Genomic DNA, 26219 nt, shown 5'->3' on the forward strand with positions numbered 1-26219 from the left:
AGCGATGACGCCCTCCCCAGGTCGTGAGGTAGGTGTATCCGGCCGTGGGTTCTGTCGGCAAGTCAGTTGTGAAGTCCCGATGGATATTTTGTTAACGAAGGTGGGGAAATAGGTGAATTGCCATGCGGGATCGGGTCCGTGGGCGGCGGTCCTGTCGGGCCCGGTCGCGCGCTTGACGGGTGTGCCGCGTGGTGCGCTTGACAGTAAAATCGAACATCCATTCTCATGGATGACTGCCGGTGGTTCCCGGGACCGGTCGGCGGTGTGATGCGGTGGGCTGTCCGGAGAGGTGGGCCGGTGCGGTGGGCCGGCGGAGTTTTCCACAGGCCGGGAGGGCGTCGGGACGCGTTGTCAGTGGCAGGGGATAGCGTCTTTGACGTGAAGCGATCGACTCAAGCAAATCGGGTGGAACCCATGGCAGGAACCGACCGCGAGAAGGCGCTCGACGCCGCTCTCGCACAAATTGAACGGCAATTCGGGAAGGGCGCGGTGATGCGCCTCGGCGAGCGGCCGAACGAACCCATCGAGGTCATCCCCACCGGGTCGACCGCGCTCGACGTCGCGCTCGGCGTCGGCGGCCTGCCGCGCGGCCGTGTGGTGGAGGTGTACGGCCCCGAGTCCTCCGGTAAGACGACCCTGACGCTGCACGCGGTGGCGAACGCGCAGAAGGCCGGCGGCGCGGTGGCCTTCGTGGACGCCGAGCACGCCCTCGATCCCGAGTACGCGAAGAAGCTCGGCGTCGACATCGACAATCTGATCCTGTCCCAGCCGGACAACGGCGAGCAGGCGCTCGAAATCGTGGACATGCTGGTCCGCTCCGGCGCGCTCGACCTCATCGTCATCGACTCCGTCGCCGCCCTGGTGCCGCGCGCGGAGATCGAGGGCGAGATGGGCGACTCGCACGTCGGTCTGCAGGCGCGGCTGATGAGCCAGGCCCTCCGGAAGATCACCAGCGCGCTCAACCAGTCCAAGACCACCGCGATCTTCATCAACCAGCTCCGCGAGAAGATCGGCGTGATGTTCGGCTCGCCGGAGACCACGACGGGTGGCCGTGCGCTCAAGTTCTACGCCTCGGTGCGTCTCGACATCCGTCGTATCGAGACCCTGAAGGACGGCACGGACGCCGTCGGCAACCGCACCCGCGTCAAGGTCGTCAAGAACAAGGTCGCGCCGCCCTTCAAACAGGCGGAGTTCGACATCCTCTATGGCCAGGGCATCAGCCGCGAGGGCGGCCTGATCGACATGGGCGTGGAGCACGGCTTCGTACGGAAGGCCGGCGCCTGGTACACGTACGAGGGCGACCAGCTCGGCCAGGGCAAGGAGAACGCGCGCAACTTCCTCAAGGACAACCCCGATCTCGCCAATGAGATCGAGAAGAAGATCCTGGAGAAGCTGGGCGTCGGCGTGCGGCCGGACGCGACGGCCGAGCCCGCGGCGGACGCGGCGGGTGCTCCGGCCCCCGCGGAGGACCAGGCCAAGTCCGTGCCCGCTCCTGCCTCCAAGGCCAAGTCGGCCAAGGCGGCCACGGCCAAGAGTTAGCTCGTCCCGTGCCTTACGCGAAGAGGCGGCGGACGGAAAGGCCGGGCGACAGCTCCGACCCGTCGAGGGCCGGGCAGGAGCTGTCGCCCCAGGATCCGGCGGAGCGGGCGCGGGCGATCTGCCTGCGCCTGCTCACCGGAACCCCCCGTACCCGCAAACAGCTGGCGGACGCGCTGGCCAAGCGGGAGATCCCCGAGGACGTGGCGCAGGAGGTGCTCTCCCGCTTCGAGGATGTGGGACTGATCGACGATGCGGCGTTCGCGGACGCCTGGGTGGAGTCCCGGCATCACGGCCGGGGCCTGGCCCGGCGTGCGCTCGCCCGTGAGCTGCGTACGAAAGGGGTGGACGCCACGCTGATCGACGAGGCGGTCGGGCAGCTGGACTCCGACCAGGAGGAGGCGACCGCCCGCGAGCTGGTCGCCCGCAAACTCCGCGCCACCCGCGGTATGGAACGCGACCGAAGGCTGCGCAGGCTCGCGGGCATGCTGGCCCGCAAGGGCTATCCGGAAGGCATGGCGCTCAGGGTGGTCCGACAAGCGCTGGAGGAGGAGGGGGAGGACACCGAGGGGCTGGACGAGAACCTCTACTAGATGGCGGGCCGTACGGCGAGGGTCCGGGCCGGGCGGCGCTCCGGATCCGACCGGTCGACGCGACAGCGGCCAGGCGATGATCAGGCCCGGAGCCCAGACCCGGGGTCCAGGCCCGCCCGCTTTACGCCGTGTCCCCGGCCTCCGCGCCGTCCCCGGCCGCGACAACCGGCAGGCCCTCCGCCTTCCACGCCTGGAATCCCCCGACGAGGTCGGTCGCGCGGTGCAGTCCCAACTGCCGCAGGGACACCGCCGCGAGGCTCGACGCGTACCCCTCGTTGCAGATCACCACCACCCGCAGATCGTGGCTCGTGGCCTCCCGCGCGCGATGGCTGCCCTGGGGGTCGAGCCGCCACTCCAGCTCATTGCGCTCGACGACCAGCGCCCCCGGGATCAGCCCGTCGCGCTCGCGCAGCGCCGCGTACCGGATGTCCACGAGCAGCGCACCGTCCGCTGCAGCCTCGGCCGCTTCCCTCGGCCCTATTCGGTCCAGGTCCGCACGGACCCGTTCCAGCAGCTCATCGATCCCCACGCGACCGATGGCCACGTGCTCGGATATGGCCTGGTCCGTCACTGCCACTCCTCGGGGCGCTCGACCTGCTCAAGGCGGAGCACGGCGCCCGTGCGGCTGTAGCGCCGCATCAGCGGCAGCGGCGGATAGTAGGCGTGTACGGAGACGGCGTGCTCGGCCCCGGACTCATTGCGCACCTCGTGCACATGGTGTCTGCCGAACGCCCGGCCCTCCCCGGCCGTCAACTGCCGCTCACGGTCGACGCCTTCGGCCAGTTCCAGGGTCTTCCACCCCTCGGTGGGCAGCCGGGCCGCGAGCGAGTCCTCCTTGAGGGTGCCCGACGCCGTGGCGAAGGCGCCGTGCGAGCCGCCGTGGTCGTGCCAGCCGGTTCCCGTGCCGGGCGGCCAGCCGATCAGCCATGCCTCGCTGCCCGCGGGACCGTTGAGCCGGATCCACGTACGGCCCTCCGGATCCAGCGGGAGCGAGGAGACCAGATCGGCGTCGGCCGCGCTCCTGCGGACGAAGTCGAGCAGCTCGGCGGGGGTCGGCCCGGCGGCCGAGGGCGTTGCGGCACCACGACCGGCGTCGGCATCGGTGCCGGATGCGGAGGTACGTACAGGTAGAGACATGGTGACCGTCCTGAGATGTTCGCGAAGAGGTGCCGTCGCGGCGCCGCGCGACGAGCGTGTGAAGACAGAGGGGCGAATCAGCAGGACGGGCGACACACGCAGCCCGCATAGCGGAGCAAGTCCATATGGACTCTCCGCCACAGGCGCACATCGGTGTCGGTCACGTTCCGGAGTACACCATGCGAGCCCGCGGCGGTCAATCGATGTTCGCAGTGTGGTCAGGGGGCGTCCGCGCGAACCTCCGACGGGGCGGAGGGACTGCCTCCGCGCGCCGCGTCCGCCGCCGCGTAGAGATCGGCGGGGCGCACCCCACCGAAGGCCGCCACCAGATGCCCGTCCGGCCGCACCAGCAGCACACTGTGCGCGGAGGCTCCCGGGTACGCCTCCGTGACCAGCAGCTCGGCCCGTACCGGCAGGGCGGTCACCGCCGCCGCCAGCCGTGGCATCACCCCAGCCGTCAGCCAGTGCCGCCGGTCCCACACCCCGGTGCCGGGCGCGACCAGCACCACCAGGTGCAGGCCACGGCCGAGCCGGTCCCCGAGCCGTACGGTCGTACCGTCGGGCGCGGTCACCCGTACGTCCTCCACCGGGGCGCCGGGGGGCGTACCCACAGCCGTCTGCGCCTCGGCGCGCGGAGGCGCGAGGGGGGAGTGCGGATAGGCGGGCGGTGCCCCCAATGGTCCGTGCCCCAGATGCCCGTCGGCGAGCAGGGTGTCGTGCCCGCGCGTGGCGCCCGGCATGTACGTACGCAGCCCGCCGCCGCCCCGCAGTATCGGCAGCGACTGGTCGGCCGCGCGCAGCCGGGCGGCGACGGCCGTGCGCCGCTCCGCCTGATAGCTGTCCAGCAGGGTCTCCGACGCCCCGTGGTGCCAGTCCTCGGCGATCTTCCAGGCGAGGTTGCCGACGTCCCGCAGCCCTTCGTCGAGGCCCTGCGTGCCCACCGCGCCCAGAAGATGGGCGGCGTCCCCGGCGAGGAAGGCCCGTCCGGCGCGCCAGCGCCTGGCCAGCCGGTGGTGCAGGGTGTAGACGCCCGTGTCGAGCAGTTCGTACGGCGGTGTCTCGCCGCACCAGCCGGCCAGGGTGTCCCGTAACCGCGTCACCAGCGCGTCGGGCGTGACCAGCTCGCCACGGGAGGGCAGCAGCCAGTCGAGCCGCCACACACCGTCGGCCAGCGGCCTGGCGGACACCTCCTCGCCGCCGCCGGACCAGGGCGGCTGCCGGTGCAGCAGGGCCTCGCCCGGCCAGGGCAGCTCGGCGCGGAGTGCGGCGACGGCATGCCGCTCCACCGCCGTACGCCCGGGGAAACGGATGCCGAGCAGCTTGCGGACCGTGGACCTCGCGCCGTCGCACCCCACCAGATGGCTGCCGCGCCACCAGGTCGCCCCGGGACCGCGGGTGTGCACGGTGACTCCGCGGGCGTCCTGCTCCAGCGAGTCGAGCCGGTTGCCGGTGACCACGCGCACCAGCTCCTGGCCGGCGATGGCGCTCCGCAGCCCGCGCGAAAGGGCGTGCTGAGGGATGTGCAGGGGGGCGGGGGCGTCCTCACCGAGAGGCAGTTCCCGCATGAGCTGCTTGCGCCGCATCAGACGCCAGCCGATCCAGTGCGCGCCCTCGTCACCGAGGGTGGTGCAGCCCAGCCGTGCCATCAGGGCGGCGGTGTCGGGCCGCAGTATGGCGGTACGGGCCGGACGCGGATCGTCCGTACCGGTCCCCTCGTCCAGGACGACGGAGGGGACACCCTGCGCGGCGAGGGCCAGAGAGAGCGCGAGACCGACGGGGCCCGCGCCGGCGACGATCACCGGGTCCACGGCGCGACCCCTCCGGCCCGTGCGGTCATACGGTCAAGGGCGGTAGGAGCCCGGTGCGTGATCACAGAACGTATGCAACCTACTGGGGGTCCTTGCGTCAAGCGACGGTCCGGGCGGCGCGTACGCCGCCCGGACCCGCCAGTCCCGTCTGTCTCAGATGCCGCTGCCGTCCCCGACGTAGGTCCCGGCGTTGACATCGGGGAGCACCGCGCCCGTGCTCTTCTTGCCCCGGCGCAGCCGCTGCTCCAGCCAGCTCGCGAAGGTGGTGAGGATGAAGTTCAGCACGATGTAGATCAGCGCGATGACGACGAGCGTGGCGATGGTGTTGGCGCCGTAGTTCGCGGTGATCGTGCGGTTCTGCGAGAGCAGCTCGGACAGACCGAGGATCGCGCCGCCCAGCGCGGTGTCCTTGACGATGACGACGAGCTGGCTGACCAGGGCCGGCAGCATCGCGGTCACGGCCTGCGGCAGCAGTACGTACGCCATGGTCTGGCCCTTGCGCATACCGATCGCCTTCGCGGCGTCGGTCTGGCCGTTGGGCAGCGTGAGAATGCCGGCCCGGACGATCTCGGCGATGACCGAGGCGTTGTAGAGCACCAGGCCCGTCACCACGGCGTACAGCGGCCGCATGTCGGACGAGACATTGGTGAACTGCGCGTACGCCTGGGCGGCGAACACCATCATCAGCAGGACCGGGATGGAGCGGAAGAACTCGACGACGGCGCCGACCGGTACCCGTACCCAGGAGTGGTCCGAGAGCCGGCCGATACCGAGCAGCGCGCCGAACGGCAGCGCTATCACGATGGACAGCGCCGCCGCCTTGAGGGTCTCACCGAGCCCCGGCAGCAGGTAGGTCGTCCACACCTCGGAGTCCGTGACGAACGGGCTCCACTTCTCGGACGCCAGCTGGTTCTTGTCGGCCATCTGAACGAGCACCCACCAGGCGGCGAGCGCGAAGACGACCAGGAACACGATCGTGTAGAGGATGTTGCGCCGCTTGGCGCGCGCACCGGGAGCGTCGTACAGAACGGACGTGGCACTCATCGCTTCACCGCCACTCGCTTGCTGACCCAGCCCAGAAGCAGACCGGTCGGGAGGGTGAGAACGACGAATCCGAAGGCGAACACCGCGAACACCGCGAAGAGCGCGCTGCTTTCGTTCTCGATCATTGTCTTCATCAGCGCCGACGCCTCCGCGACGCCTATCGCCGCGGCGACCGTGGTGTTCTTGGTCAGCGCGATCAGTACGTTGGCCAGCGGTGCCACGACCGAGCGGAACGCCTGGGGGAGCACGATCAGCCTCAGCACCTGGAAGAAGCTCAGACCCAGGGCGCGGGCGGCTTCGGCCTGCCCCACGGGCACGGTGTTGATACCGGAGCGCAGGGCCTCGCAGACGAAGGTGCTCGTGTAGGCGATCAGCCCCAGTACGGCCAGCCGGAAACCGATGGACTCGAAGTCCCCGCCGCCGAGCGTGATCTGGAGGGTCTGGCCGAGCCCCAGCGAACAGGCGACGAGGACCACGGTCAGCGGGGTGTTACGGACCAGATTGACGTAGGCGGTACCGAAGGCACGCATCAGCGGCACGGGACTGACACGCATCCCGGCCAGCAGCGTTCCCCATAGGAGAGAACCAACTGCGGAGTAGAGGGTGAGCTGCACCGTCACCCAGAAGGCGCCGAGCAGGTCGTACTGCCCGGAATCAAGAAATTCGAACACGATGCCCCGCGCTCTCCCCTGGTTGGCTGGTCGGTACGCGCCGCCGGACCGGCCGGCGGCGCGTCACTGCTGTCTCAGCTGCCTTCGTTGATCTTCGGGGCAGGCTCGTTCTTGTAGTTGGCCGGACCGAAGTTGGCCGTCACGGCCTTCTCCCAGGAGCCGTCCGACTCCATCTTGGTCAGCGCGGCGTTGATCTTCTTCTGAAGGTCGGTGTCGCCCTTCTTGAGGCCGATGCCGTAGGGCTCGTCGCTGAGCTTGAGGCCCGCGAGCTTGAACTTGCCCTGGTGCTCCTGCTGCGAGGCGTAGCCCGCGAGGATGGAGTCGTCCGTGGTCAGGGCGTCGACGGCCTTGTTCTCCAGGCCGGTCAGGCACTCGGAGTAGCCGCCGACGTTCTGGAGGTCGGCCTTCGGCGCGAAATCGTTCTTGACGTTCTGCGCGGAGGTGGAGCCGGTCACCGAACAGAGCTTCTTGGAGTTCAGGTCGGCGGCCTTGGTGATGGAGCTGTCGTCCGTGCGGACCAGCAGGTCCTGGTGGGCGAGGAAGTACGGTCCTGCGAAGTCGACCTTCTTCTTGCGCTCGTCGTTGATCGTGTAGCTGGCGGCGACGAACTTCACGTCTCCGTTGGAGATCAGGTTCTCGCGCTCGGCGCTGGGCGCCTCTTTCCAGACGATGTTCTTGGCGTCGTAGCCCAGTTCCTTGGCGACGTAGGTCGCGACATCGACGTCGAAGCCCGCGAACGTACCGTCGGGCTTCTTCAGACCGAGGCCCGGCTGGTCGAACTTGATACCGATGGTGATCTTGTCGCCGCCACCGTTGCCGCTGTCAGCGCTGTCGCCGCCACAGGCGGTGGCGGTCAGGGAGAGGACGACAACGGCGGCTGCCGCCGCGCTTGCCTTGCGAAGCTTCATGCGTGAACTTCCCTCGGGTGAGACGTGAACGAACCGGTTCTGCCGTACTCGGCAAAGCCGTAAGAAGAGCCGTGATGAGCCGTGTGAACGATCCGGACAAAAGGATCCGGGCGAACGAACCCGGGTGAGAGATCCGTGTCCAGAGCGGTGATCAGTGATGCAGGATCTTCGACAGGAAGTCCTTGGCGCGGTCGCTGCGTGGGTTGCTGAAGAACTCGTCGGGCGTGGCCTGTTCGACGATCCGGCCGTCCGCCATGAAGACGACCCGGTTCGCCGCGGAGCGCGCGAAACCCATCTCATGGGTGACGACGACCATCGTCATTCCGTCGCGCGCCAACTGCTGCATGACCTCAAGTACTTCGTTGATCATCTCGGGGTCCAGCGCGGAGGTCGGCTCGTCGAAGAGCATGACCTTCGGGCCCATGGCCAGCGCCCGCGCGATGGCGACACGCTGCTGCTGGCCGCCCGAGAGCTGAGCCGGGTACTTGTCGGCCTGCGAGCCGACGCCCACGCGGTCCAGCAGCGCGCGCGCCTTCTCCTCGGCGTTCGCCTTGTCCGTCTTGCGGACCTTGATCTGGCCCAGCGTGACGTTCTCCAGCACCGTCTTGTGTGCGAAGAGGTTGAACGACTGGAAGACCATGCCGACATCGGCGCGCAGCCGGGCGAGTTCCCTGCCCTCCTCCGGCAGCGGCTTGCCGTCGATGGTGATCGCGCCCGAATCGATCGACTCCAGGCGGTTGATGGTGCGGCACAGTGTGGACTTGCCGGACCCGGAGGGCCCGATGACGACCACGACCTCGCCACGGGCGATGGTCAGGTCGATGTCCTGGAGCACATGCAGCGCGCCGAAGTGCTTGTTCACGTTGCTCAGTACGACCAGGTCGCCCGTCGCAGGCACGGCGTCCTCGGCGCCCTTGGTCACTGACACTCCGCTCATCGGCTTTTTGCTCCGTCCTCCTCGGTTGGGAGGACCTTAGTCACGCACTGCGATCAGCGTCATTACATCTGAGCGGAAATTGAGCATAACGATCCGGCCGCAACCGGACACTCCGCGTGAAGAGGGCGGTGGCGGGAGTACCGGGTGGGTAACGGAAACCTTGGCGTAACGGGAAGACCCTTGACTGACCGTGCGCGATCGGCGTGGATGCCTGGTACGTACTAACAGCGCATGAACATGAAACGGCGCGACGTATCAGCGCGATCGACGTCGCGACCCGAACCGCGACCGTGAAGGGGGCCCGTGAGACTGCTGCTCGTGGAGGACGACGACCATGTGGCCGCCGCCCTGTCGGCCGTGCTCGCCAAGCATGGATTCCAGGTTGTACATGCCCGCAGCGGTGAGGAGGCGCTCCAGGCGGTGCTGCCCGCGGCCAATGTGGGCAAGGTGCCGTTCTCGGTCGTCCTGCTCGACCTCGGACTGCCCGACCAGGACGGCTACCAGGTCTGCGGCAAGATCCGGCGGATCACCTCGACGCCGGTGATCATGGTGACCGCGCGGGCCGATGTCCGCTCCCGGATCCATGGCCTCAACCTCGGCGCCGACGACTACGTGGTCAAGCCGTATGACACCGGCGAGCTGCTCGCCCGTATCCATGCCGTCAGCCGGCGCACCACGAGCGGCGACGAGCCTGCCCCGGCCCCCGAGGGTGCCCAGCGGCTCGGGCGTCTCAGCCTCGAACTGCCCACCCGTCGGGTGAGCGTGGACGGTACGGCCGTCCAGCTGACCCGCAAGGAGTTCGATCTGCTGGCCCTGCTCGCCCAGCGCCCCGGTGTGGTGTTCGGCCGCGAACAGATCATCAGCGAGGTCTGGCGCACCAGCTGGGAAGGTACGGGGCGCACGCTGGAGGTCCATGTGGCCTCCCTGCGCGGCAAGCTCGGCATGCCGGCGCTGATCGAGACCGTACGGGGTGTCGGCTACCGCCTGGTCGTCCCCGGCGCACACCAGGGTCCGTAACGCCCCGTGCGCACCCGACTACTGCCGCTGCTCATCATCCTCATGGCGGGCGTGCTCCTCGCCCTGGGCTTCCCGCTCGCCGTGAGTCTCGCCGCCGCCGAGCAGCAGCGCGTCGTCGTCGATCGGATCGATGACACCGCGCGGGTCGCGGCCCTCGCCCAGTTCGTCTCCGAGAGCCGCTCGGGCGCCCAGGAACGGCGCACGATGCTGGAGGCCGAACTGACCAGGTACTACGAGGTGTACGGGGTCAGGGCCGGCGTCTTCTACCGCGACAACGGCGTCATGGCCCGCGCCCCGGAGGGCTGGAGCGTCCCCGAGGAGGGCCCGGCCAGGCAGTCCTTCGAGGAGGCGCTGCTCGGCCGGCGCAGCGGCGACCCCGAGCAGGTCTGGCCCTGGCAGAACGGCCGGCTGATCGTCGACTCGCCGGTCGTACGGGACGGGGACGTCGTCGCCGTGGTGGTGACCGACTCACCGACCGGCCAGATGCGTTCGCGCATCCTCCACGGCTGGCTGATCATCGCCGCTGGCGAGGTGGCGGCCATGCTGCTCGCCGTCGGGGCCGCGATCCGGCTGACCGGCTGGGTGCTCCGTCCGGTACGGGTACTGGACGCGGCCACCCACGACATCGCCACCGGCCGGATGAACTCCCGGGTCGCGGCGGCCGGCGGACCGCCCGAACTGCGCCGGCTGGCCAGCTCCTTCAACGAGATGGCCGACAACGTCGAGGACGTGCTGGAACAGCAGCGCGCCTTCGTCGCGGACGCCTCGCACCAGTTGCGCAATCCGCTCGCCGCCCTGCTGCTCCGTATCGAGCTCCTCGGCCTCGAACTGCCCGAGGGGAACGAGGAGATCGCCTCCGTACGGACGGAGGGCAAGCGCCTCGCACAGGTCCTCGACGATCTGCTGGACCTGGCGCTGGCCGAGCACGCCGCCGCCGATCTGCGGCTCACCGACATCGGTGAGGTGGCGGCCGAGCGGGTCGCCGCCTGGCGGGCCCTCGCCGAGGAGAAGGGCGTCAGGCTCACCGAGCACCGCGCTGCTGTGACCGCCTGGGCCGACCCCATCGCGCTCTCCAGCGCCCTGGACGCCGTGATCGACAACGCCCTCAAGTTCACCCCGGCCGGCGAAGAGGTCACGGTCACGGTGGCCCGCAACGGCACGACCTCGAAGATCGTCATCAACGACGGCGGTCCCGGTCTCACGGATGACGAGCTCGCCAGGATCGGGGACCGCTTCTGGCGCAGCAACCGCCACCAGAACATCAAGGGATCGGGGCTCGGTCTGTCGATCACGCGGGCCCTGCTCGCGGCCGGCGGCGGCTCGATCGCCTATGAGCACGGCGAACCGCGCGGACTCCGGGTCACGCTCAGCGTCCCGAGATCATCCCCGACGGCCTGAGCGGACGGCCTGACCGGATGAGCCGAGCAACCCGGGCAGAACCTACGGCTTCTCCGACCGGTAGTACCGCTTGGCACCCTCATGGAGCGGCAGCGGGTCCGTATAGATCGCGGTCCGCAGATCCACCAGCTGCGCGGGATGCACCTCGTCGCCGATCCGGTCCCGGCTGTCGATCACCGTGCGGGTGAAGCCCTCCGTCAGCCCGGCGCTCATCCGGTCGGTGGTCACCAGCAGATTCGCCACCGCGACCGTCGGTACGGCCGTGCCGTTCTGCGCCGTGCCGTAGGCGTCGGCGGGTATCACCGCGGAGCGGTAGTAGCGGGACGCGGCCTCGCCCGAGGCGTGCAGCCGGTCGACCAGCGTGGACTCCAGCGGAACCAGCCGTATCTCGAAGCGCTCCGACAGGTCCTGCACCGCGCCGGTGGGCAGCCCGCCCGACCAGAAGAAGGCGTCCAGCTCGCGCCGTTCGAGAAGGCCCGGCATCGTGTCGATCCCGACCGAGAACGGGACGATGTCCTTCCGTGGGTCGAGATCCGCGGCGGCCAGCAGCCGGTCGGCTATCAGCCGGACCCCCGAGCCCTCCTGCCCCACCCCCACCTTCTTGCCGCGCAGATCAGCGGTGGAGCGGATGTCCGAGTCCTTCGCGACGACCAGCTGCACATAGTCGTCGTACAGCCGCGCGCAGCCACGCAGCCGGTCCGCGCCCGGCTTGCCGTCCTTCTGGTACTTGGCGACGGCGTCGGCGGTGGCGATGGTGAAATCGGCCTCGCCCGTCGCCACCCGCGCGATGTTCTGCTGCGAGCCCTCGCTCGTCCGGAGCTGTATCGACACATCCGGCAGATCGCGGGCGAGATCCTGCTTCAGGAGCGTTCCGTACCGCTGGTAGACCCCGCTCGTCACGCCCGTGCTGAACGTGACCGAGCCGCTCGGCGAGGACGTCCCGATCGGGAGCAGCCACCACAGCAGCAGCCCGAGCAGCACCAGCACCGCGGCGGCGCCCTGGAAGGCGCGACCGCGGCTGATACGGGACGTAAGGCCGAACATGCCACCGATCCTGTCAGCTCACTCCCCGTAATGGCCAGGCCTTGTCTTCTGCTCGCCACGGGCTTCGCGGGGGAATCCCCGGGCAGCTGTCCCGGCTGACCCCTTACTCTGGTGGGCGAGATGAGCGCGAAGACTTACGAGGTACGCACCTACGGGTGCCAGATGAATGTCCACGACTCCGAGCGGCTGTCGGGCCTGCTGGAGGGAGCCGGATACGTCCGCGCGCCCGAAGGCTCCGACGGGGACGCGGACGTCGTCGTCTTCAACACCTGCGCGGTGCGGGAGAACGCCGACAACAAGCTGTACGGCAACCTCGGCCGGCTCGCGCCGATGAAGACCAAGCGGCCGGGCATGCAGATCGCCGTCGGCGGCTGTCTGGCGCAGAAGGACCGCGACACCATCGTGACGCGCGCCCCCTGGGTCGATGTCGTGTTCGGCACGCACAACATCGGCAAGCTGCCGGTGCTCCTGGAGCGCGCGCGGGTCCAGGAAGAGGCCCAGGTCGAGATCGCCGAGTCGCTGGAGGCCTTCCCCTCCACGCTGCCGACCCGCCGCGAGTCCGCCTACGCCGCGTGGGTCTCCATCTCCGTCGGCTGCAACAACACCTGCACCTTCTGCATCGTCCCCGCGCTGCGCGGCAAGGAGAAGGACCGCCGCCCCGGCGACATCCTGGCCGAGATCGAGGCGCTGGTCGCCGAGGGCGTCTCCGAGATCACGCTGCTGGGCCAGAACGTCAACGCGTACGGATCCGACATCGGTGACCGCGAGGCGTTCTCCAAGCTGCTGCGGGCCTGTGGCGCGATCGAGGGCCTGGAGCGGGTCCGCTTCACCTCACCGCACCCGCGCGACTTCACGGACGATGTGATCGCGGCGATGGCCGAGACGCCGAATGTGATGCCGCAGCTCCATATGCCGCTCCAGTCCGGCTCGGACGTCATCCTCAAGGCGATGCGCCGCTCGTACCGGCAGGACCGGTATCTCGGCATCATCGACAAGGTGCGCGCCGCCATCCCGCACGCCGCCATCTCCACCGACATCATCGTGGGCTTCCCGGGCGAGACCGAGGAGGACTTCGAGCAGACCATGCGGGTCGTGCGCGAGGCGCGCTTCGCGCAGGCGTTCACCTTCCAGTACTCCAAGCGCCCCGGGACCCCGGCCGCCGAGATGGAGGGGCAGATCTCCAAGGCGGTCGTCCAGGAGCGCTACATGCGGCTGTCCGCCCTCCAGGAGGAGATCTCCTGGGAGGAGAACAAGACGCAGGTAGGCAGGACGCTGGAGGTCATGGTCGCCGAGGGCGAGGGACGCAAGGACGGCGCCACCCACCGGCTCTCCGGACGCGCCCCCGACAACCGCCTCGTGCACTTCACCAAGCCGGACGAGGAGGTGCGTCCCGGCGATGTGGTCACCGTCGAGATCACCTACGCCGCGCCGCACCACCTGCTCGCCGAGGGACCGACGCGGAAGGTACGTCGTACCCGCGCCGGGGACGCCTGGGACCGTCGGAACGCGACCGAGGCGGCGAAGCCGGCGGGCGTGCTGCTGGGGCTGCCCTCGGTCGGGGTACCGGCCCCGCTGCCGGCGGTGACGGGCGGCTGCTCCGTCGAGTGACGGGGCACTGCCCTGCGGGCAGACGGGTCTCAGTACGTAGCAGACGGGTCTCAGTACGTACTCGTCTAGGCTGCGGATCATGCTCGTAGCCGCCGCCGTGTGTCCCAGTCCGCCCCTGCTCGTACCCGCCGTGGCCGCCGGAGCCGCCCCCGAGCTCGATGCCGTACGCGCCGCGTGTGGCGATGCCCTCGGGGTGCTGGCGGCCGCGAGGCCGGAGCGGCTGATCGTCGTCGGACCCGCCGAGCGGGACCGCCGGGGGGAGCATCCTTCAGGGACGGTCGGGTCCTTCCGCGGCTTCGGCGTTGACCTCGATGTCGTCCTGGGCACGTCCGCGGCGCGGGCCGGGGCTGGTGAAAGCCCAGGGCAGCGGGAACTGCCCGCGTCCCTGGCGGTCGCCGCCTGGCTGCTCGGGCATGCCCACTGGACCGCCGCCCCTGCCAGCGGACTGGGCGTGGGGGAACCTCTCGACACCGAGCGGTGCCTGCGGACAGGACGGGAGATCGCGGCGCGGGCCGGCCGGGTGGCGCTGCTGGTGATGGGCGACGCCAGCGCGTGCCGCTCCCTGAAGGCGCCGGGATATCTGGACGAACGGGCGGCCGGATTCGACGAGGAGGTGGCTCGTGCCCTGCGCACGGCGGACGTGGCGGCGCTGAAGGCGCTGGACGCGGAGCTGGCGTACGCACTCAAGGCGGCGGGCCGGGCGCCCTGGCAGGTGCTCGCGGGCGCCGCCGAGGGGGCCGGCCTGAGCGGCGAGCTGCTGTACGAGGACGCGCCCTACGGCGTGGGGTATCTCGTCGCGGCCTGGTCCTGACACCGCCTGGTCCCGGCGTCGACCCGTCCCAGGGTGCGAAAGCCGACCCGTCTCAGGGCGCAAAAAGCGACGGCCGCGAAGCGCTGCGAAGCGCCTCACGGCCGTCCAGGCCGGTGTGCCCGGCCACTCTGTGCCGAGGATCAGGACAGAGCAGGAGAAGATCAGGAAGCGGCCGGTGGCGGCGGGGTAGTGCCGTCATCCTTGTGAGCGAGCTTGCCCAGGGCGTCCTTGGCTTTGCCCGTCCCGCTGTCGATCTTGTCGCTGTACTTGCCCTTGGTCTTCTGATCGACCGTGCGAGCGGCCTTCTCCAGCCCGTGCTCGATCTTGCCCCCGTGCTGCTGCGCGAGGTCAGCGACCTTGTTCTTGGCCGGGCCGATCTTGGCCTTCAGTGAATCCAGGAAGCTCATGGGCCACCTTCCCTCGGAGAGACAACAGCCTACTTGCAGCCTACTTGCGGGTGCTCTTCCCGGCCTCATTGTCCGCCGCGGCCTCCGCCGACTGCTGCTTCGGGATCTCCACGCCCTCGGCCGCCGCCGTCTCGGACCCGGCGCTCTCGGCAGGCTCGGCCGTCGCCGTTCCGGTCTCACCGAATCCGGCCTCCGCTGCCACGACAGCGCTGTCCGCAGCGGGATCGGCCGTCGGAGTGGTGGCCGGTGCCGCTGCGGTTGACGCCTCGGACGCGGCTACCGACTTCCGGCGAAACCGTGAAAAAACACCCATAACTTCTCCATACATTACTCGTGGGGGCGAAATTCCGCGCCGCCCGGAGCGTCCCATTGCGCCGCCCAGGGGCACCGGCCAGAAAACCGGCGGCCGGAACCTCGCAACAGGCAACGAAGCCAACCGTGTGCCGTCACGTAACTCATTCGGGTAGCGGCCTGTGTGTTTGCGAGACTGGGGCAGTGAGAAGCGCAGCTACCGCACCGCGGGTCATCGCCGTCGTCGGTCCCACCGCGGCCGGCAAGTCCGATCTGGGCGTTCATCTCGCCCGGCAACTCGACGGTGAGGTCGTCAATGCCGACTCCATGCAGCTCTACCGGGGGATGGATATCGGGACCGCCAAGCTGACGACCGAGGAACGTGCTGGCATCCCGCATCACCTCCTGGACATCTGGGAGGTCACCGAGGCCGCCAGCGTCGCCGAGTACCAGCGGCTCGCCAGGGCGGAGATCGACCGGCTGCTCGCCGCGGGCCGTACCCCCGTCCTGGTGGGCGGCTCGGGACTGTACGTACGCGGTGCCATCGACGCCCTCGAATTCCCCGGCACCGACCCCGAGGTGCGCTCCCGGCTGGAGGGCGAGCTCACCCTGCGCGGGTCAGGTGCCCTCCACGCCCGGCTGTCCGCCGCCGACCCCCGGGCCGGCCGCGCGATCCTGCCCAGCAACGGCCGCCGGATCGTCCGGGCGCTGGAAGTGATCGAGATCACCGGCAAGCCCTTCACCGCCAATCTGCCGGGCCACGACTCGGTCTACGACACCGTGCAGATCGGCGTCGACGTTGCACGTCCCGAGTTGGACGAGCGGATCACCCGGCGGGTGGACCGGATGTGGGACGCGGGGCTGGTGGACGAGGTGCGGCGCCTGGAGGCCCGGGGCCTGCGCGAGGGACGTACCGCCTCGCGCGCCCTCGGCTACCAGCAGGTGCTCGCGGCGCTCGCGGGGGAGTGCACGGACGACGAGGCGCGCGCCGAGACCGTACGCGCCACCAAACGCTTCGCGCGCCGCCAGGACTCCTGGTTCCGCCGCGACGCGCGCGTTCACTGGCTGGGCGGCGGATCGGAGCACCGGGAGGAACTGCCGCACCGGGCGCTGGCGTTGGTCGAACGAGCGGTCACAGCCTGATCACGTGATGGCATCGGGACGCTCCGTGCGCCCTTGCGGTACCTCCGGGCGTGCCATCATCGAGCATCGATCGACCATCGGGCATCGATCGACCAGTGAAGTCCGATTGGGGAGGGCGCGTGGCGATGGAGGCCGGCCCTCGCGACAGAGAACCCACGGCACCGGACATCCCGGAAGCCTCCCCGGGGCTGAGCCCTGACGGGCCCGAAGACGAGACCACGACCCCCGAGGTCGAGGTCGAGCTGCGCCCCCAGCGCCGGATGCGGATCTGGCAGCTCGCCCCGATCGTGGGGCTCGCCGCGATCGGCTCGCTGATGTTCGCCTTCCCCCTCGCCTTCGGCACCGGGGACGGCGGCGCGGTCGTCGCCATGCTGGGGCTGCTGATCAGCTGCTGCGCGGCCGGCTGGGGAATGATGGCCGCCCGCCGGGTCGGCCACACCTGGCCGGGGCTGCCGACCCGTACCTCCGGCGAACGCCCCGACTGGCGGGTCATCGCCCTGTACGTCTCCGTGGCCGCGGCCCTGGTCGCTCTCGCCGTCTGGCGGGTCGCCCGGCTGCGCTGACCGCGCGGTCGTGATGTCGGACCCTGCTCGTACGATGGATCCCGTGAGCACCTCCCCGACCGCGCCGGTCGCCTTCCTCAAGGGACACGGGACCGAGAACGATTTCGTGATCGTCCCCGACCCGGACAACGCCATCGACCTGCCCGCCCGCGCCGCCGCCGCCCTGTGCGACCGCAGGGCCGGTATCGGCGGCGACGGGCTGCTGCATGTCGTACGGTCCGCCGCGCATCCCGAGGCGCGCGCCATGGCCGGCGAGGCGGAGTGGTTCATGGACTACCGAAACGCCGACGGATCCATCGCCGAGATGTGCGGCAACGGCGTGCGGGTCTTCGCCCGCTACCTCCAGCGCGCCGGCCATGTGACGGCGGGCGATCTGGCGGTGGCCACACGCGGCGGGGTGAAGCGGGTGCATCTCGCCAAGAGCGCGGACCACGCGGTGACCGGATCCGAGGACGGCGACATCACCGTCCGTATGGGGCGTGCCGTGCTGCCCGACGACGGGGTGACCGTGGCCGTCGGCGGCCGGGAGTGGCCCGCACGGAACGTCAACATGGGCAATCCGCACGCGGTCGCGTTCGTGGACGATCTGGCGCACGCCGGGGATCTGTTCTCCGGCCCGCCGGTCAGCCCCGCGTCCGTCTACCCGGACGGAGTGAACGTCGAATTCGTCGTCGACCGCGGTCCTCGCCATGTCGCCATGCGCGTCCATGAGCGCGGCTCGGGCGAGACCCGCTCGTGCGGTACGGGCGCCTGCGCCGTGGCCGTCGCCGCGGCGCGCAGGGACGGCACCGACCCCGCCGTGACCGGAGCCCCCGTCACCTACACCGTGGATCTGCCCGGCGGACGGCTCGTCATCACGGAACACCCGGACGGCGAGATCGACATGACCGGACCCGCCGTCATTGTCGCGGAGGGGTACCTCGACCCGGCCTGGTTCGAAACGGCCTTCGCAACACGCCCTGAAGCTCGCTCGAATGGGTGATCCGTTTCACGCCGGGCGAGAGCGGGACTGCTCCACGTGGTGGGCTCGGTAGCATCAAGCACCGGCCCGGAGGGCGCCCTTGCTCTTCACCGCCGGTCGAAGCTGCCGGAGGTGCCCATGAGTGCAGAGGCCACCAACCCTGGTGCCCAGATCAGTCGCAGACGCGGCCTTCCCCGGATCGACCTTCGCAGAATCGGCCGGGCCGCGTTACTCGGTCCCACCTCCAGGGGCAGGCTGCCCGACGCCATGGGCCATGTCGCGGACGCCCACCGCGCGCACCATCCGGACGCGGACCTCGGCGTGCTGCACAAGGCGTATGTCCTCGCCGAGGCCTCGCACCGCGGGCAGTTCCGCAAGAGCGGCGAGCCGTACATCACCCATCCGCTGGCCGTGACCCTGATCCTCGCCGAACTGGGCGCCGAGACCACGACCCTGACGGCCTCTCTCCTCCATGACACCGTGGAGGACACCGAAGTGACGCTCGATCAGGTGCGCGCGGAGTTCGGTGACGAGGTCTGCTATCTGGTCGACGGGGTCACCAAACTGGAGAAGGTCGACTACGGCGCCGCCGCCGAGCCCGAGACCTTCCGCAAGATGCTCGTGGCCACTGGCAACGATGTCCGGGTGATGTCGATCAAGCTCGCGGACCGGCTGCACAACATGCGGACCCTTGGGGTGATGCGCCCCGAGAAGCAGGCCCGGATCGCCAAGGTCACCCGGGACGTCCTCATTCCGCTCGCCGAACGCCTCGGCGTGCAGGCGCTCAAGACCGAGCTGGAGGACCTGGTCTTCGCGATCCTCCACCCCGAGGAGTACGCGCACACCCGTGCCCTGATCGCCGACAACGCCACCGCGGGGGACGCCCTCGCGGCGATCTCCGAGGACGTCAGGAGGGTGCTGCGCGAGGCGGGCATCGCCGCCGAAGTCCTCGTACGGCCGCGGCACTTCGTCTCCGTACACCGGTCCGGGCTGAAACGCGGCGAGCTGCGCGGCACGGACTTCGGCCGGCTGCTGGTGCTTGTCGGTGAGGACGCCGACTGTTACGCGGTCCTGGGCGAGCTGCACACCTGTTTCACCCCGGTCATCTCCGAGTTCAAGGACTTCATCGCCGCGCCCAAGTTCAACCTGTACCAGTCGCTGCACACCGCGGTCGCCGGTCCCGACGGGGCGGTCGCCGAAGTCCTCATCCGTACGCACCAGATGCACAAGGTCGCCGAGGCCGGGGTCGTCGCCCTCGGCAATCCGTACGCCTCCGTCGAGAGCGCGGGAGCGCAGGACGGTACAGCGCAGGAGTCCGCCGGGGAGCCGCAGGACGGTGAGCGCGCCGACCCGACCAGGCCCGGCTGGCTCTCCCGGCTCCTGGAGTGGCAGCAGGCGGCGCCCGACCCGGACACCTTCTGGACGACGCTACGCGCGGACCTCGCGCAGGACCGGGAGATCACCGTCTTCCGCGCCGAGGGCGGCATGCTCGGGCTGCCGGCCGGGGCGACCTGCGTGGACGCCGCGTACGCGCAGTACGGCGAGGCCGCGCACGGCTGCATCGGGGCGCGCGTCAACGGCCGGCTGGCGACGCTCAGCACGGTCCTGAGCGACGGCGACACGGTTCAGCTGCTGCTGGACAGGGACGCGGTCTCGGGACCCTCTCCGGAGTGGCTGAGCCACGCCCGTACGGCCGCCGCCCGGATCGCGATCACGGGATGGCTCGCGGCGCACCCGGAAACGGTCGGGCTCCCCGCCGCCGCGCCCCGCGCGGCCGTCGCCGTCAGCGCGGGCCGGCGGGACGTCGCCAACGCCGTGGTGGATCTGCCGGGCGCGACGGTCCGGCTGGCGGGCTGCTGTACGCCCGTACCGCCGGACGCGGTCACCGGCTTCGCGGTCCGCGGCGGCGTGGTCACCGTCCACCGGCGGGAATGCCGGGCGGTGGAGCGGATGCGGGCCCTCGACCGCACCCCCGTCGCGGTGAGCTGGGGAGACGCCCCCGAGTGCCGGGTCACGCTCTACGCCGAGTCCTTCGGGCGTCCGCGGCTGCTCGCCGATCTCACGGAAGCCATCGCCACGGCGGGCGCCGCGATCGTCGCGGCCACCGTGGAGCCGCCCAGCGAGCAGCGCGTACGGCACACGTACACGCTGGAGCTGCCGGACGCGGCGGGTCTGCCCGGTCTGATGCGGGCGATGCGCGACGTACCGGGGGTGTACGACGTCAGCCGCGCCCAGCATCCGGCGACGGCCTGACCGCTCCGCCGGGTGTGTTCGTCAACCGCGCGTCGGTGTTCGTCAACCGCGTGCCGCTCGGCATCCGGCCCGTGTCCGCGCTCTGACCTGCCCCTTTCGGGTGGGTACGGAGCGCGCCGTCGCGGTGCGCCGGGGAGGCGCTGATAGCCGTGGATCATGCTCCTCACCAACCGCCGACTGCGCGCCGCCCTGCTGGCCGCCGCCTCGGCCACCCTCGTCGCCGCGACCCTGCCCGCCCCCGAGCCGCTCGGCATCGGCGATCCGCTCTTCCCGCGGCTCGGCAACCCCGGCTACGACGTGCTCACCTACGACCTCGACTTCACCTACGGCGGCGACAACCGCAAACCGCTGGACGCCATCACCAAGATCGACGCGCTGGCGACCCAGCGGCTGCAACGGATCAACCTTGACTTCACCCACGGCAAGGTCCGCTCGGTCGAGGTGAACGGCGCGGCGGCGCGCTTCGCGACGGCCGGCGAGGATCTGGTGATCACACCGGCCGCGGCGGTCGAGGACGGCTCGCGTATGCGGATCACCGTCAGCCACACCAGCGACCCGACGGGCAACCGCGGCGGCTGGGTACGGACCAGCGACGGCCTGGCGATGACCAACCAGGCCGACGCCGCGCACCGCGTCTTCCCGGGCAACGACCACCCCGCCGACAAGGCCTACTTCACCATCCGGATCACCGCGCCCCAGCGGCTGACCGCCGTGGCCAACGGCGTACAGGAAGGCAAGGCACGCCGGGGCGCGACCACCACCTGGACCTACCGCACCCACCACCCCATGGCCACCGAACTCGCCCAGGTCTCCATCGGCGACTCGGCCGTGGTGCGCCGCCAGGGTCCCGGCGGACTGCCCGTACGGGACGTGGTGCCGGCCGCGGACCGCCAGAAGCTGGAGCCCTGGCTCAAGAAGACACCGGGCCAGATCGGCTGGATGGAGCGGCAGGTCGGCCCGTACCCCTTCGAGACCTACGGCGTGCTGATCGCGGGCGCCGACACCGGCTTCGAACTGGAGACACAGACCCTCTCGCTCTTCGAGCGAGCCCTGTTCACCGAGCCCGGATACCCGGAGTGGTACGTCGACTCGGTCATGGTCCATGAGCTGGCCCACCAGTGGTTCGGCGACAGCGTCTCCCCGCGCAGGTGGGCCGACCTCTGGCTGAACGAGGGGCACGCCACCTGGTACGAGATGCGCTACGCGCAGGAGTACGCCGGCAAGTCGATGGAGACCCGGATGCGGGAGGCGTACCAGCAGTCCGACGGCTGGCGGGCGGCGGGCGGCCCTCCGGCGAGCCCGAAGCCGCCGGCCGAGGGGCAGCCGATCAGCCTGTTCCGGCCGGTGATGTACGACGGCAGCGCGCTGGTGCTCTACGCGCTGAGGCACGAGATCGGCGAGGAAGCCTTCGCGCGCCTGGAGCGGGACTGGGTACGGATCCACCGGGACGGGACGGCGACCACGACCGACTTCATCGAGCTGGCGTCGTCCGTCGCGGGGCGTGATCTCTCCTCGTTCTTCACGGCGTGGCTGTACCGGCAGAAGACCCCGCCGATGCCCGGCCACCCCGACTGGCGGTCCGAAGCACCGGCCAACAACCAGAACGCCCCGCGGAACCGGTACGCCGCACCGCACCGGATGCCCCACGGCACCGGGCACACCGCACCGGAACAGAGCGTGAAACCCGAGTGACGGCCGGAGCGAACCGTGCCACCATCGACGGTGTCGGCAACGTGGCCGGGAATCATTTCCCGTCGTCACGCGTTGTGACTGACGTAACGGACTTCTCTTCGACGTAAGGATCCAATGACCTCCTCTTCCTCCCCTTCCCAGGACGCGCAGCGCTTCGCGGACCCCCGCACGGAAAGCCTTCGGGCCGATGCCCTGATGGAAGAGGACGTCGCCTGGAGCCAAGAGATCGACGGAGACCGGGACGGCGAGCAGTTCGACCGCTCCGAGCGCGCCGCGCTGCGGCGTGTGGTGGGCCTCTCCACCGAGCTGGAAGACGTCACCGAGGTCGAGTACCGACAGCTGCGCCTGGAGCGCGTGGTGCTGGTCGGCGTATGGACCTCGGGGACCGTGCAGGACGCCGAGAACTCGCTCGCGGAGCTGGCGGCGCTCGCCGAGACGGCGGGCGCGCTGGTGCTCGACGGCGTGATCCAGCGCCGTGACAAGCCCGATCCGGCCACATACATCGGCTCCGGCAAGGCCCAGGAGCTGCGGGACATCGTGCTGGAGAGCGGCGCCGACACCGTCGTCTGCGACGGTGAGCTGAGCCCCGGCCAGCTGATCCATCTCGAAGATGTCGTCAAGGTCAAGGTCGTCGACCGTACGGCCCTGATCCTGGACATCTTCGCCCAGCACGCCAAGTCCCGTGAGGGCAAGGCGCAGGTCGCGCTGGCGCAGATGCAGTACATGCTGCCGCGGCTGCGCGGCTGGGGTCAGTCGCTGTCCCGTCAGATGGGTGGCGGCGGCGGTGGCGGCATGGCCACCCGCGGTCCCGGTGAGACCAAGATCGAGACGGACCGGCGGCGTATCCGCGAGAAGATGGCGAAGATGCGCCGGGAGATCGCGGCCATGAAGACCGGCCGCGAGATCAAGCGGCAGGAGCGGCGGCGTAACAAGGTGCCGTCGGTCGCGATCGCCGGATACACCAACGCGGGCAAGTCCTCGCTGCTCAACCGGCTCACCGGCGCGGGCGTGCTGGTGGAGAACGCGCTGTTCGCCACCCTCGACCCGACCGTGCGCCGGGCCGAGACCCCGAGCGGCCGGATCTACACCCTGGCCGACACGGTCGGATTCGTCCGGCATCTGCCGCATCACCTCGTCGAGGCGTTCCGCTCCACGATGGAGGAGGTCGGTGACTCCGATCTGATCGTGCATGTGGTGGACGGTTCGCACCCTGCGCCGGAGGAGCAGCTGGCCGCCGTGCGCGAGGTGATCCGCGATGTGGGCGCGGTGGACGTACGCGAGATCGTGGTGATCAACAAGTCCGACGCGGCCGATCCGCTGGTGCTCCAGCGGCTGCTGCGCGCGGAGCGGTACGCGATCGCCGTCTCGGCGCGTACCGGCCAGGGAATCGGCGAACTGCTCGCGCTGATCGACGAGGAACTGCCCCGGCCCGAGGTCGAGGTCGAGGTGCTTCTGCCGTACACCGAGGGCGCGCTGGTCTCCCGGGTTCATGCCGAGGGCGAGGTGCTCTCCGAGGAACACATCCCGGAGGGCACGGTGCTCAAGGCGCGTGTTCACGAGGAGCTGGCCGCCGCGCTCGCTCCGTATGTGCCGGTGGCCCGCTGACCGTAGGCCCCGGCAGCCCGCACAGGACGAAGGCCCGCCCCCTCCGCGAGGAGGAGGCGGGCCTTCGTGCCGTACGGCCGCTGTCCGCGCCGTTGCCGGCTGTTACTGGCCCGCGAACTTGTCGCTCATGGCGGTGTAGATCTCCTCGGCGCCCGCGCCGAGCCTCGGGCCCGCCAGCCAGCCCGACGTGACCGGGCCGATGGAGGTGTTGGAGACCAGGACGAGCTTGCCGCCCGGCTGCGTCGCGAACCATCCTCCGCCCGAGGAACCGCCGGTCATCGTGCAGCCGATCCGCCACATCGTCGGCGTACCGGGGGAGACCGAGAGCCGGCCGGGCCTGTCGACGCACTTGTGCATGATCAGGCCGTCGTAGGGCGGGGCGGCCGGGTAGCCCCAGGCGCCCATGCCCTCGACGTTCGCCGCCTCGGGAAGGTTGAAATCGACATCGAGGGCGACGCCCACGGTCTCTTCGAGCGACTTGCCGCCGTTCTCCGGCTTGACGTGCATCACGGCGTAGTCGTACGCGGCGCCCGCGCCCCCGGTCGGACCGCCGTCGCTGATCCACTCACCGGAGGTGGAGACCCAGTCGGCCCAGTAGACACCGTACGGCGCGATCTCCTGCGGCCGGGCGTTCTCCAGGGCGGCCGCGGACTTGCCCAGGTCGTTGTAGGCCGGGACGAACGCGAGGTTGCGGTACCAGCCGCCCTCCTGGCCCGCGTGGACGCAGTGGCCCGCGGTCCACACCAGGTTGGACTTGCCGGGGTTCTTCGGGTCCTTGATCACGGTCGCGGAGCAGACCATCGAGCCCTCGGGAGCGTCGAAGAAGACCTTGCCGACCGGCGCCGCGTTCTGGTGGTACGGAGTCTTCTCCGCCTCGGCCCGGACCGGGCGGGGCTCCGGGTCGGTGACCCCCTGGTCGCCGGAGATATCACCGGCCGCGAGGGTCTTCGTCGGTGACTTGGCGCTCTTCATCCGCTCGGGCTTCCACATACCCTCGATCACCGGGTTGACGAAGTCCTTGGCCTCACGCAGCCAGGTGTCCTTGTCCCAGTTCTTCCACTCGCCGTTCTTCCACTTCTCCGGGTCCACGCCGTGCTTCTTGAGCGTTTCGGCCAGGTCGCCGGGGATCTCCGCGCCGCCCTGGCCGGCGGCGGGGCTGGAGGCGGCGGGTCCGGCCGCTCCGTCCTCCTCAGGTCCGCAGCCGGTGGCCGTCAGCGCGAGGGCCGCGGCCATGCCTGTGGCGGCCAGCAGTGGACGTATGGATCGCATGAGACAAGTCCCCCTGAGAATGCTGAGAATGCAAAGGTGAAGCGATTGGCATGAGCGTGTCATGTCGAGGCTCGGCGTCCCCGCGGGAACCTTTGGCGGGGGCCCTCGGCCGTCGTGCCGAAGGCCCCCGGTGGCCTCGTACTCGCCGGGCCCATGACGGGCCCGCGCGTCACTGACCGGCGAACTTCTTGCTGACCCCGTCGTAGACACCCTTGGCGACATCACCGAGACGCGGCCCGGCGAGCCAGCCGGCCGTGACCGGGCCGATGGAGGTATTGGACACCAGGGCGGGCTTGCCGTCCGCGCCGTTCGCGACCCAGCCGCCACCGGACGAACCACCGGTCATGGTGCAGCCGATCCGGTACATCGTCGGGTCGCCGGCCGTCAGCGACAGCCGGCCCGGCTTGTCCTCGCACTGGAAGAGCTTCTGGCCGTCGAACGGCGGCGCCGCCGGGTAGCCGGTCGCCGTCATGGCGTCGATCTGCGGGGTGGCCGGAGCGTTGAACTCCACGGGCAGCGCGGAACCGACCGTCTCCTCCAGGGACTTGCCGGTGCCGCCCTTCTCCGGGGTGACATGGATGACCGCGAAGTCGTACGGAGCGCCCTGGCCGCCGGTCGAGGCGCCCTGCGAGATCCACTGCTCGGAGGTCTGCGCCCAGTCGGCCCACCACACGCCCTCCGGAGCGATCTGCTCCTTGGGGGCCGTCTCCAGATCGGCCGTCGACAGACCGCTGTTGTTGTACGACGGGACGAAGGCGAGGTTGCGGTACCAGCCGCCGGTCTTGCCCGCGTGCACGCAGTGGCCCGCGGTCCACACCATGTTGGACTTGCCGGGGTGGGCCGGGTCCTCGACCACGGTCGCGGAGCAGACCATCGAGCCCTCGGGACCGTCGAAGAACAACTTGCCCGCCTCGGCCGCGTTCTCGCGGTACGGCGCGTTCACCGCCTGCGCGGTGACCGGCTCCGGAGTCGGGTCGGTCACGCCCTCGTCGCCGGAGATGTCCTGGTCGTCGACCGGCTTCTCCGGGTGCTTCTCCGCGTCCCGCATCCGGTCCGGGTCCCAGAGTCCCTCGATGATCGGGTTGATGTAGTCCTTGGCCTCACGCAGCCAGGTGTCCTTGTCCCAGTTCTTCCACTCGCCGTTCTTCCACTTGTCCAGATCGAACCCGCGCTCCTTGAGCCGGTCCTTGAGCTCGTCGGGTATCTGGATCTTGCCGTCGGGCGAGGCGGTGGCGGCGTCGCTCGCCTGGCCGGTGGCGTTGTCCTCCTCCGGCCCGCAGGCCGTGGCCGTCAGCGCGAGCGCCGTGGCCATCGCGGCCGCGGCGAGGACGGGGGAGGTTCTGCGCCGCGTGCTCCTTCCACGGCGTGCGGAGAGCGTGGAGCGAATGGGTCGCATGGCGTGAATCCCCCTGGGACTTCGGACAATTCGGAACAGTGAAACGGATGGTGCGCCCCGGCGGCGGTGCCGGAGCCGGGACACGGCCCCCCACTATGCCGGTGCCGATGGGGACGGTGTGCGGCAG

The 26219-nt window shown here is 70.1% G+C and carries 24 protein-coding genes and 1 pseudogene; 12 read left to right on the forward strand and 13 right to left on the reverse strand.

All coding sequences use genetic code 11. The features are described 5' to 3' along the window. The first annotated feature begins 414 nt into the window (after positions 1-414). Together recA and recX are read left to right on the forward strand one after the other, a co-directional pair. The gene (gene recA / locus IF11_RS0104580) at positions 415-1539 is read left to right on the forward strand and encodes a recombinase RecA (protein ID WP_030350096.1); all 1125 of its coding nucleotides are present in this window, start codon (positions 415-417) and stop codon (positions 1537-1539) included. Then, positions 1458-2129: pseudogene (recX, locus tag IF11_RS0104585) on the forward strand (recombination regulator RecX); the annotation flags it as partial. The gene recA and the pseudogene recX, both read left to right, overlap by 82 nt. Before the next feature lie 121 nt (positions 2130-2250). On the opposite strand, the gene IF11_RS0104590 reads toward recX, so the two are convergent. The 8 genes from IF11_RS0104590 to IF11_RS0104620 all read right to left on the reverse strand — a co-directional run bounded on the left by IF11_RS0104590 (position 2251) and on the right by IF11_RS0104620 (position 8634). Continuing rightward, on the reverse strand, positions 2251-2700 hold the full coding sequence (locus IF11_RS0104590) for a rhodanese-like domain-containing protein (RefSeq protein WP_240627989.1): 450 nt from the start codon (positions 2698-2700) through the stop codon (positions 2251-2253). Next, on the reverse strand, positions 2697-3266 hold the full coding sequence (locus IF11_RS0104595) for a cupin domain-containing protein (RefSeq protein WP_030350099.1): 570 nt from the start codon (positions 3264-3266) through the stop codon (positions 2697-2699). Before IF11_RS0104595 ends, IF11_RS0104590 begins: the two co-directional genes overlap by 4 nt. A gap of 77 nt (positions 3267-3343) precedes the next feature. Beyond that, positions 3344-3430, reverse strand: coding sequence for a putative leader peptide (locus tag IF11_RS43120; RefSeq protein WP_311307652.1), 87 nt, complete (start codon positions 3428-3430; stop codon positions 3344-3346). A gap of 54 nt (positions 3431-3484) precedes the next feature. Then, positions 3485-5074, reverse strand: a complete 1590-nt coding sequence (locus tag IF11_RS0104600) for an FAD-dependent monooxygenase (RefSeq protein ID WP_051745502.1) — start codon at positions 5072-5074, stop codon at positions 3485-3487. A gap of 153 nt (positions 5075-5227) precedes the next feature. Continuing rightward, on the reverse strand, positions 5228-6118 hold the full coding sequence (locus IF11_RS0104605) for an amino acid ABC transporter permease (RefSeq protein WP_030350101.1): 891 nt from the start codon (positions 6116-6118) through the stop codon (positions 5228-5230). After that, on the reverse strand, positions 6115-6789 hold the full coding sequence (locus IF11_RS0104610) for an amino acid ABC transporter permease (protein WP_030350102.1): 675 nt from the start codon (positions 6787-6789) through the stop codon (positions 6115-6117). Before IF11_RS0104610 ends, IF11_RS0104605 begins: the two co-directional genes overlap by 4 nt. A gap of 74 nt (positions 6790-6863) precedes the next feature. Then, the gene (locus tag IF11_RS0104615) at positions 6864-7697 is read right to left on the reverse strand and encodes a glutamate ABC transporter substrate-binding protein (RefSeq protein WP_030350103.1); all 834 of its coding nucleotides are present in this window, start codon (positions 7695-7697) and stop codon (positions 6864-6866) included. A 151-nt stretch (positions 7698-7848) separates the two neighbouring features. Further along, a complete protein-coding gene (locus tag IF11_RS0104620; protein ID WP_030350104.1) occupies positions 7849-8634 on the reverse strand; it encodes an amino acid ABC transporter ATP-binding protein in 786 nt (261 codons plus the stop codon). 303 nt (positions 8635-8937) lie between these two features. Here IF11_RS0104620 and IF11_RS0104625 point away from each other — a divergent pair, with 303 nt between their 5' ends. Further along, positions 8938-9651 carry a response regulator transcription factor gene (locus tag IF11_RS0104625; RefSeq protein ID WP_030350105.1) on the forward strand — a complete coding sequence of 238 codons (714 nt, stop codon included), beginning with the start codon at positions 8938-8940 and terminating at the stop codon, positions 9649-9651. A 6-nt stretch (positions 9652-9657) separates the two neighbouring features. Then, positions 9658-11049 (forward strand): sensor histidine kinase, encoded by a 1392-nt coding sequence (locus IF11_RS0104630; protein WP_030350106.1) that lies wholly within the window; start codon positions 9658-9660, stop codon positions 11047-11049. 42 nt (positions 11050-11091) lie between these two features. Here IF11_RS0104630 and IF11_RS0104635 read toward each other — a convergent pair whose 3' ends face one another. Next, positions 11092-12093, reverse strand: coding sequence for a TAXI family TRAP transporter solute-binding subunit (locus IF11_RS0104635; protein ID WP_030350107.1), 1002 nt, complete (start codon positions 12091-12093; stop codon positions 11092-11094). A gap of 120 nt (positions 12094-12213) precedes the next feature. Between IF11_RS0104635 and miaB the strand changes: the two genes are divergently transcribed. Continuing rightward, positions 12214-13701, forward strand: coding sequence for a tRNA (N6-isopentenyl adenosine(37)-C2)-methylthiotransferase MiaB (gene miaB / locus IF11_RS0104640; RefSeq protein WP_030350108.1), 1488 nt, complete (start codon positions 12214-12216; stop codon positions 13699-13701). 79 nt (positions 13702-13780) lie between these two features. Continuing rightward, positions 13781-14512, forward strand: coding sequence for a class III extradiol dioxygenase subunit B-like domain-containing protein (locus IF11_RS0104645; RefSeq protein WP_030350109.1), 732 nt, complete (start codon positions 13781-13783; stop codon positions 14510-14512). 161 nt (positions 14513-14673) lie between these two features. Here the strand turns inward: IF11_RS0104645 and IF11_RS0104650 are convergent, their stop codons facing one another. Together IF11_RS0104650 and IF11_RS41885 are read right to left on the reverse strand one after the other, a co-directional pair. Further along, on the reverse strand, positions 14674-14919 hold the full coding sequence (locus IF11_RS0104650; protein ID WP_030350110.1) for an antitoxin: 246 nt from the start codon (positions 14917-14919) through the stop codon (positions 14674-14676). Between the two features lie 40 nt (positions 14920-14959). Continuing rightward, entirely contained in the window at positions 14960-15121 is a 162-nt protein-coding gene (locus IF11_RS41885) for a gliding motility protein (RefSeq protein ID WP_240627991.1), read from the reverse strand. Positions 15122-15414: 293 nt separating this feature from the next. Between IF11_RS41885 and miaA the strand changes: the two genes are divergently transcribed. From miaA to hflX, 6 genes are all read left to right on the forward strand, one after another. Continuing rightward, positions 15415-16353: a tRNA (adenosine(37)-N6)-dimethylallyltransferase MiaA gene (gene miaA / locus IF11_RS0104660; RefSeq protein ID WP_030350112.1), complete on the forward strand. Its 939-nt coding sequence runs from the start codon at positions 15415-15417 to the stop codon at positions 16351-16353. Positions 16354-16478: 125 nt separating this feature from the next. Beyond that, positions 16479-16916 carry a hypothetical protein gene (locus IF11_RS0104665; RefSeq protein ID WP_030350113.1) on the forward strand — a complete coding sequence of 146 codons (438 nt, stop codon included), beginning with the start codon at positions 16479-16481 and terminating at the stop codon, positions 16914-16916. Positions 16917-16950: 34 nt separating this feature from the next. After that, positions 16951-17898, forward strand: a complete 948-nt coding sequence (gene dapF / locus IF11_RS0104670) for a diaminopimelate epimerase (protein ID WP_051745507.1) — start codon at positions 16951-16953, stop codon at positions 17896-17898. A gap of 117 nt (positions 17899-18015) precedes the next feature. Next, complete coding sequence (locus IF11_RS0104675) at positions 18016-20130, forward strand: RelA/SpoT family protein (protein WP_030350115.1); 2115 nt, start codon at positions 18016-18018, stop codon at positions 20128-20130. Positions 20131-20286: 156 nt separating this feature from the next. Then, positions 20287-21822: a M1 family metallopeptidase gene (locus IF11_RS0104680; RefSeq protein ID WP_078490462.1), complete on the forward strand. Its 1536-nt coding sequence runs from the start codon at positions 20287-20289 to the stop codon at positions 21820-21822. A 114-nt stretch (positions 21823-21936) separates the two neighbouring features. Continuing rightward, entirely contained in the window at positions 21937-23427 is a 1491-nt protein-coding gene (gene hflX / locus IF11_RS0104685) for a GTPase HflX (protein WP_030350117.1), read from the forward strand. 102 nt (positions 23428-23529) lie between these two features. Here the strand turns inward: hflX and IF11_RS0104690 are convergent, their stop codons facing one another. Together IF11_RS0104690 and IF11_RS0104695 are read right to left on the reverse strand one after the other, a co-directional pair. Beyond that, a complete protein-coding gene (locus IF11_RS0104690; protein WP_030350118.1) occupies positions 23530-24696 on the reverse strand; it encodes a trypsin-like serine peptidase in 1167 nt (388 codons plus the stop codon). Between the two features lie 169 nt (positions 24697-24865). Next, entirely contained in the window at positions 24866-26092 is a 1227-nt protein-coding gene (locus IF11_RS0104695; protein WP_206300757.1) for a trypsin-like serine peptidase, read from the reverse strand. Positions 26093-26219: the final 127 nt, after the last annotated feature.

The sequence above is a fragment of the Streptomyces scopuliridis RB72 genome, assembly GCF_000718095.1.
Lineage (GTDB): Bacteria > Actinomycetota > Actinomycetes > Streptomycetales > Streptomycetaceae > Streptomyces > Streptomyces scopuliridis.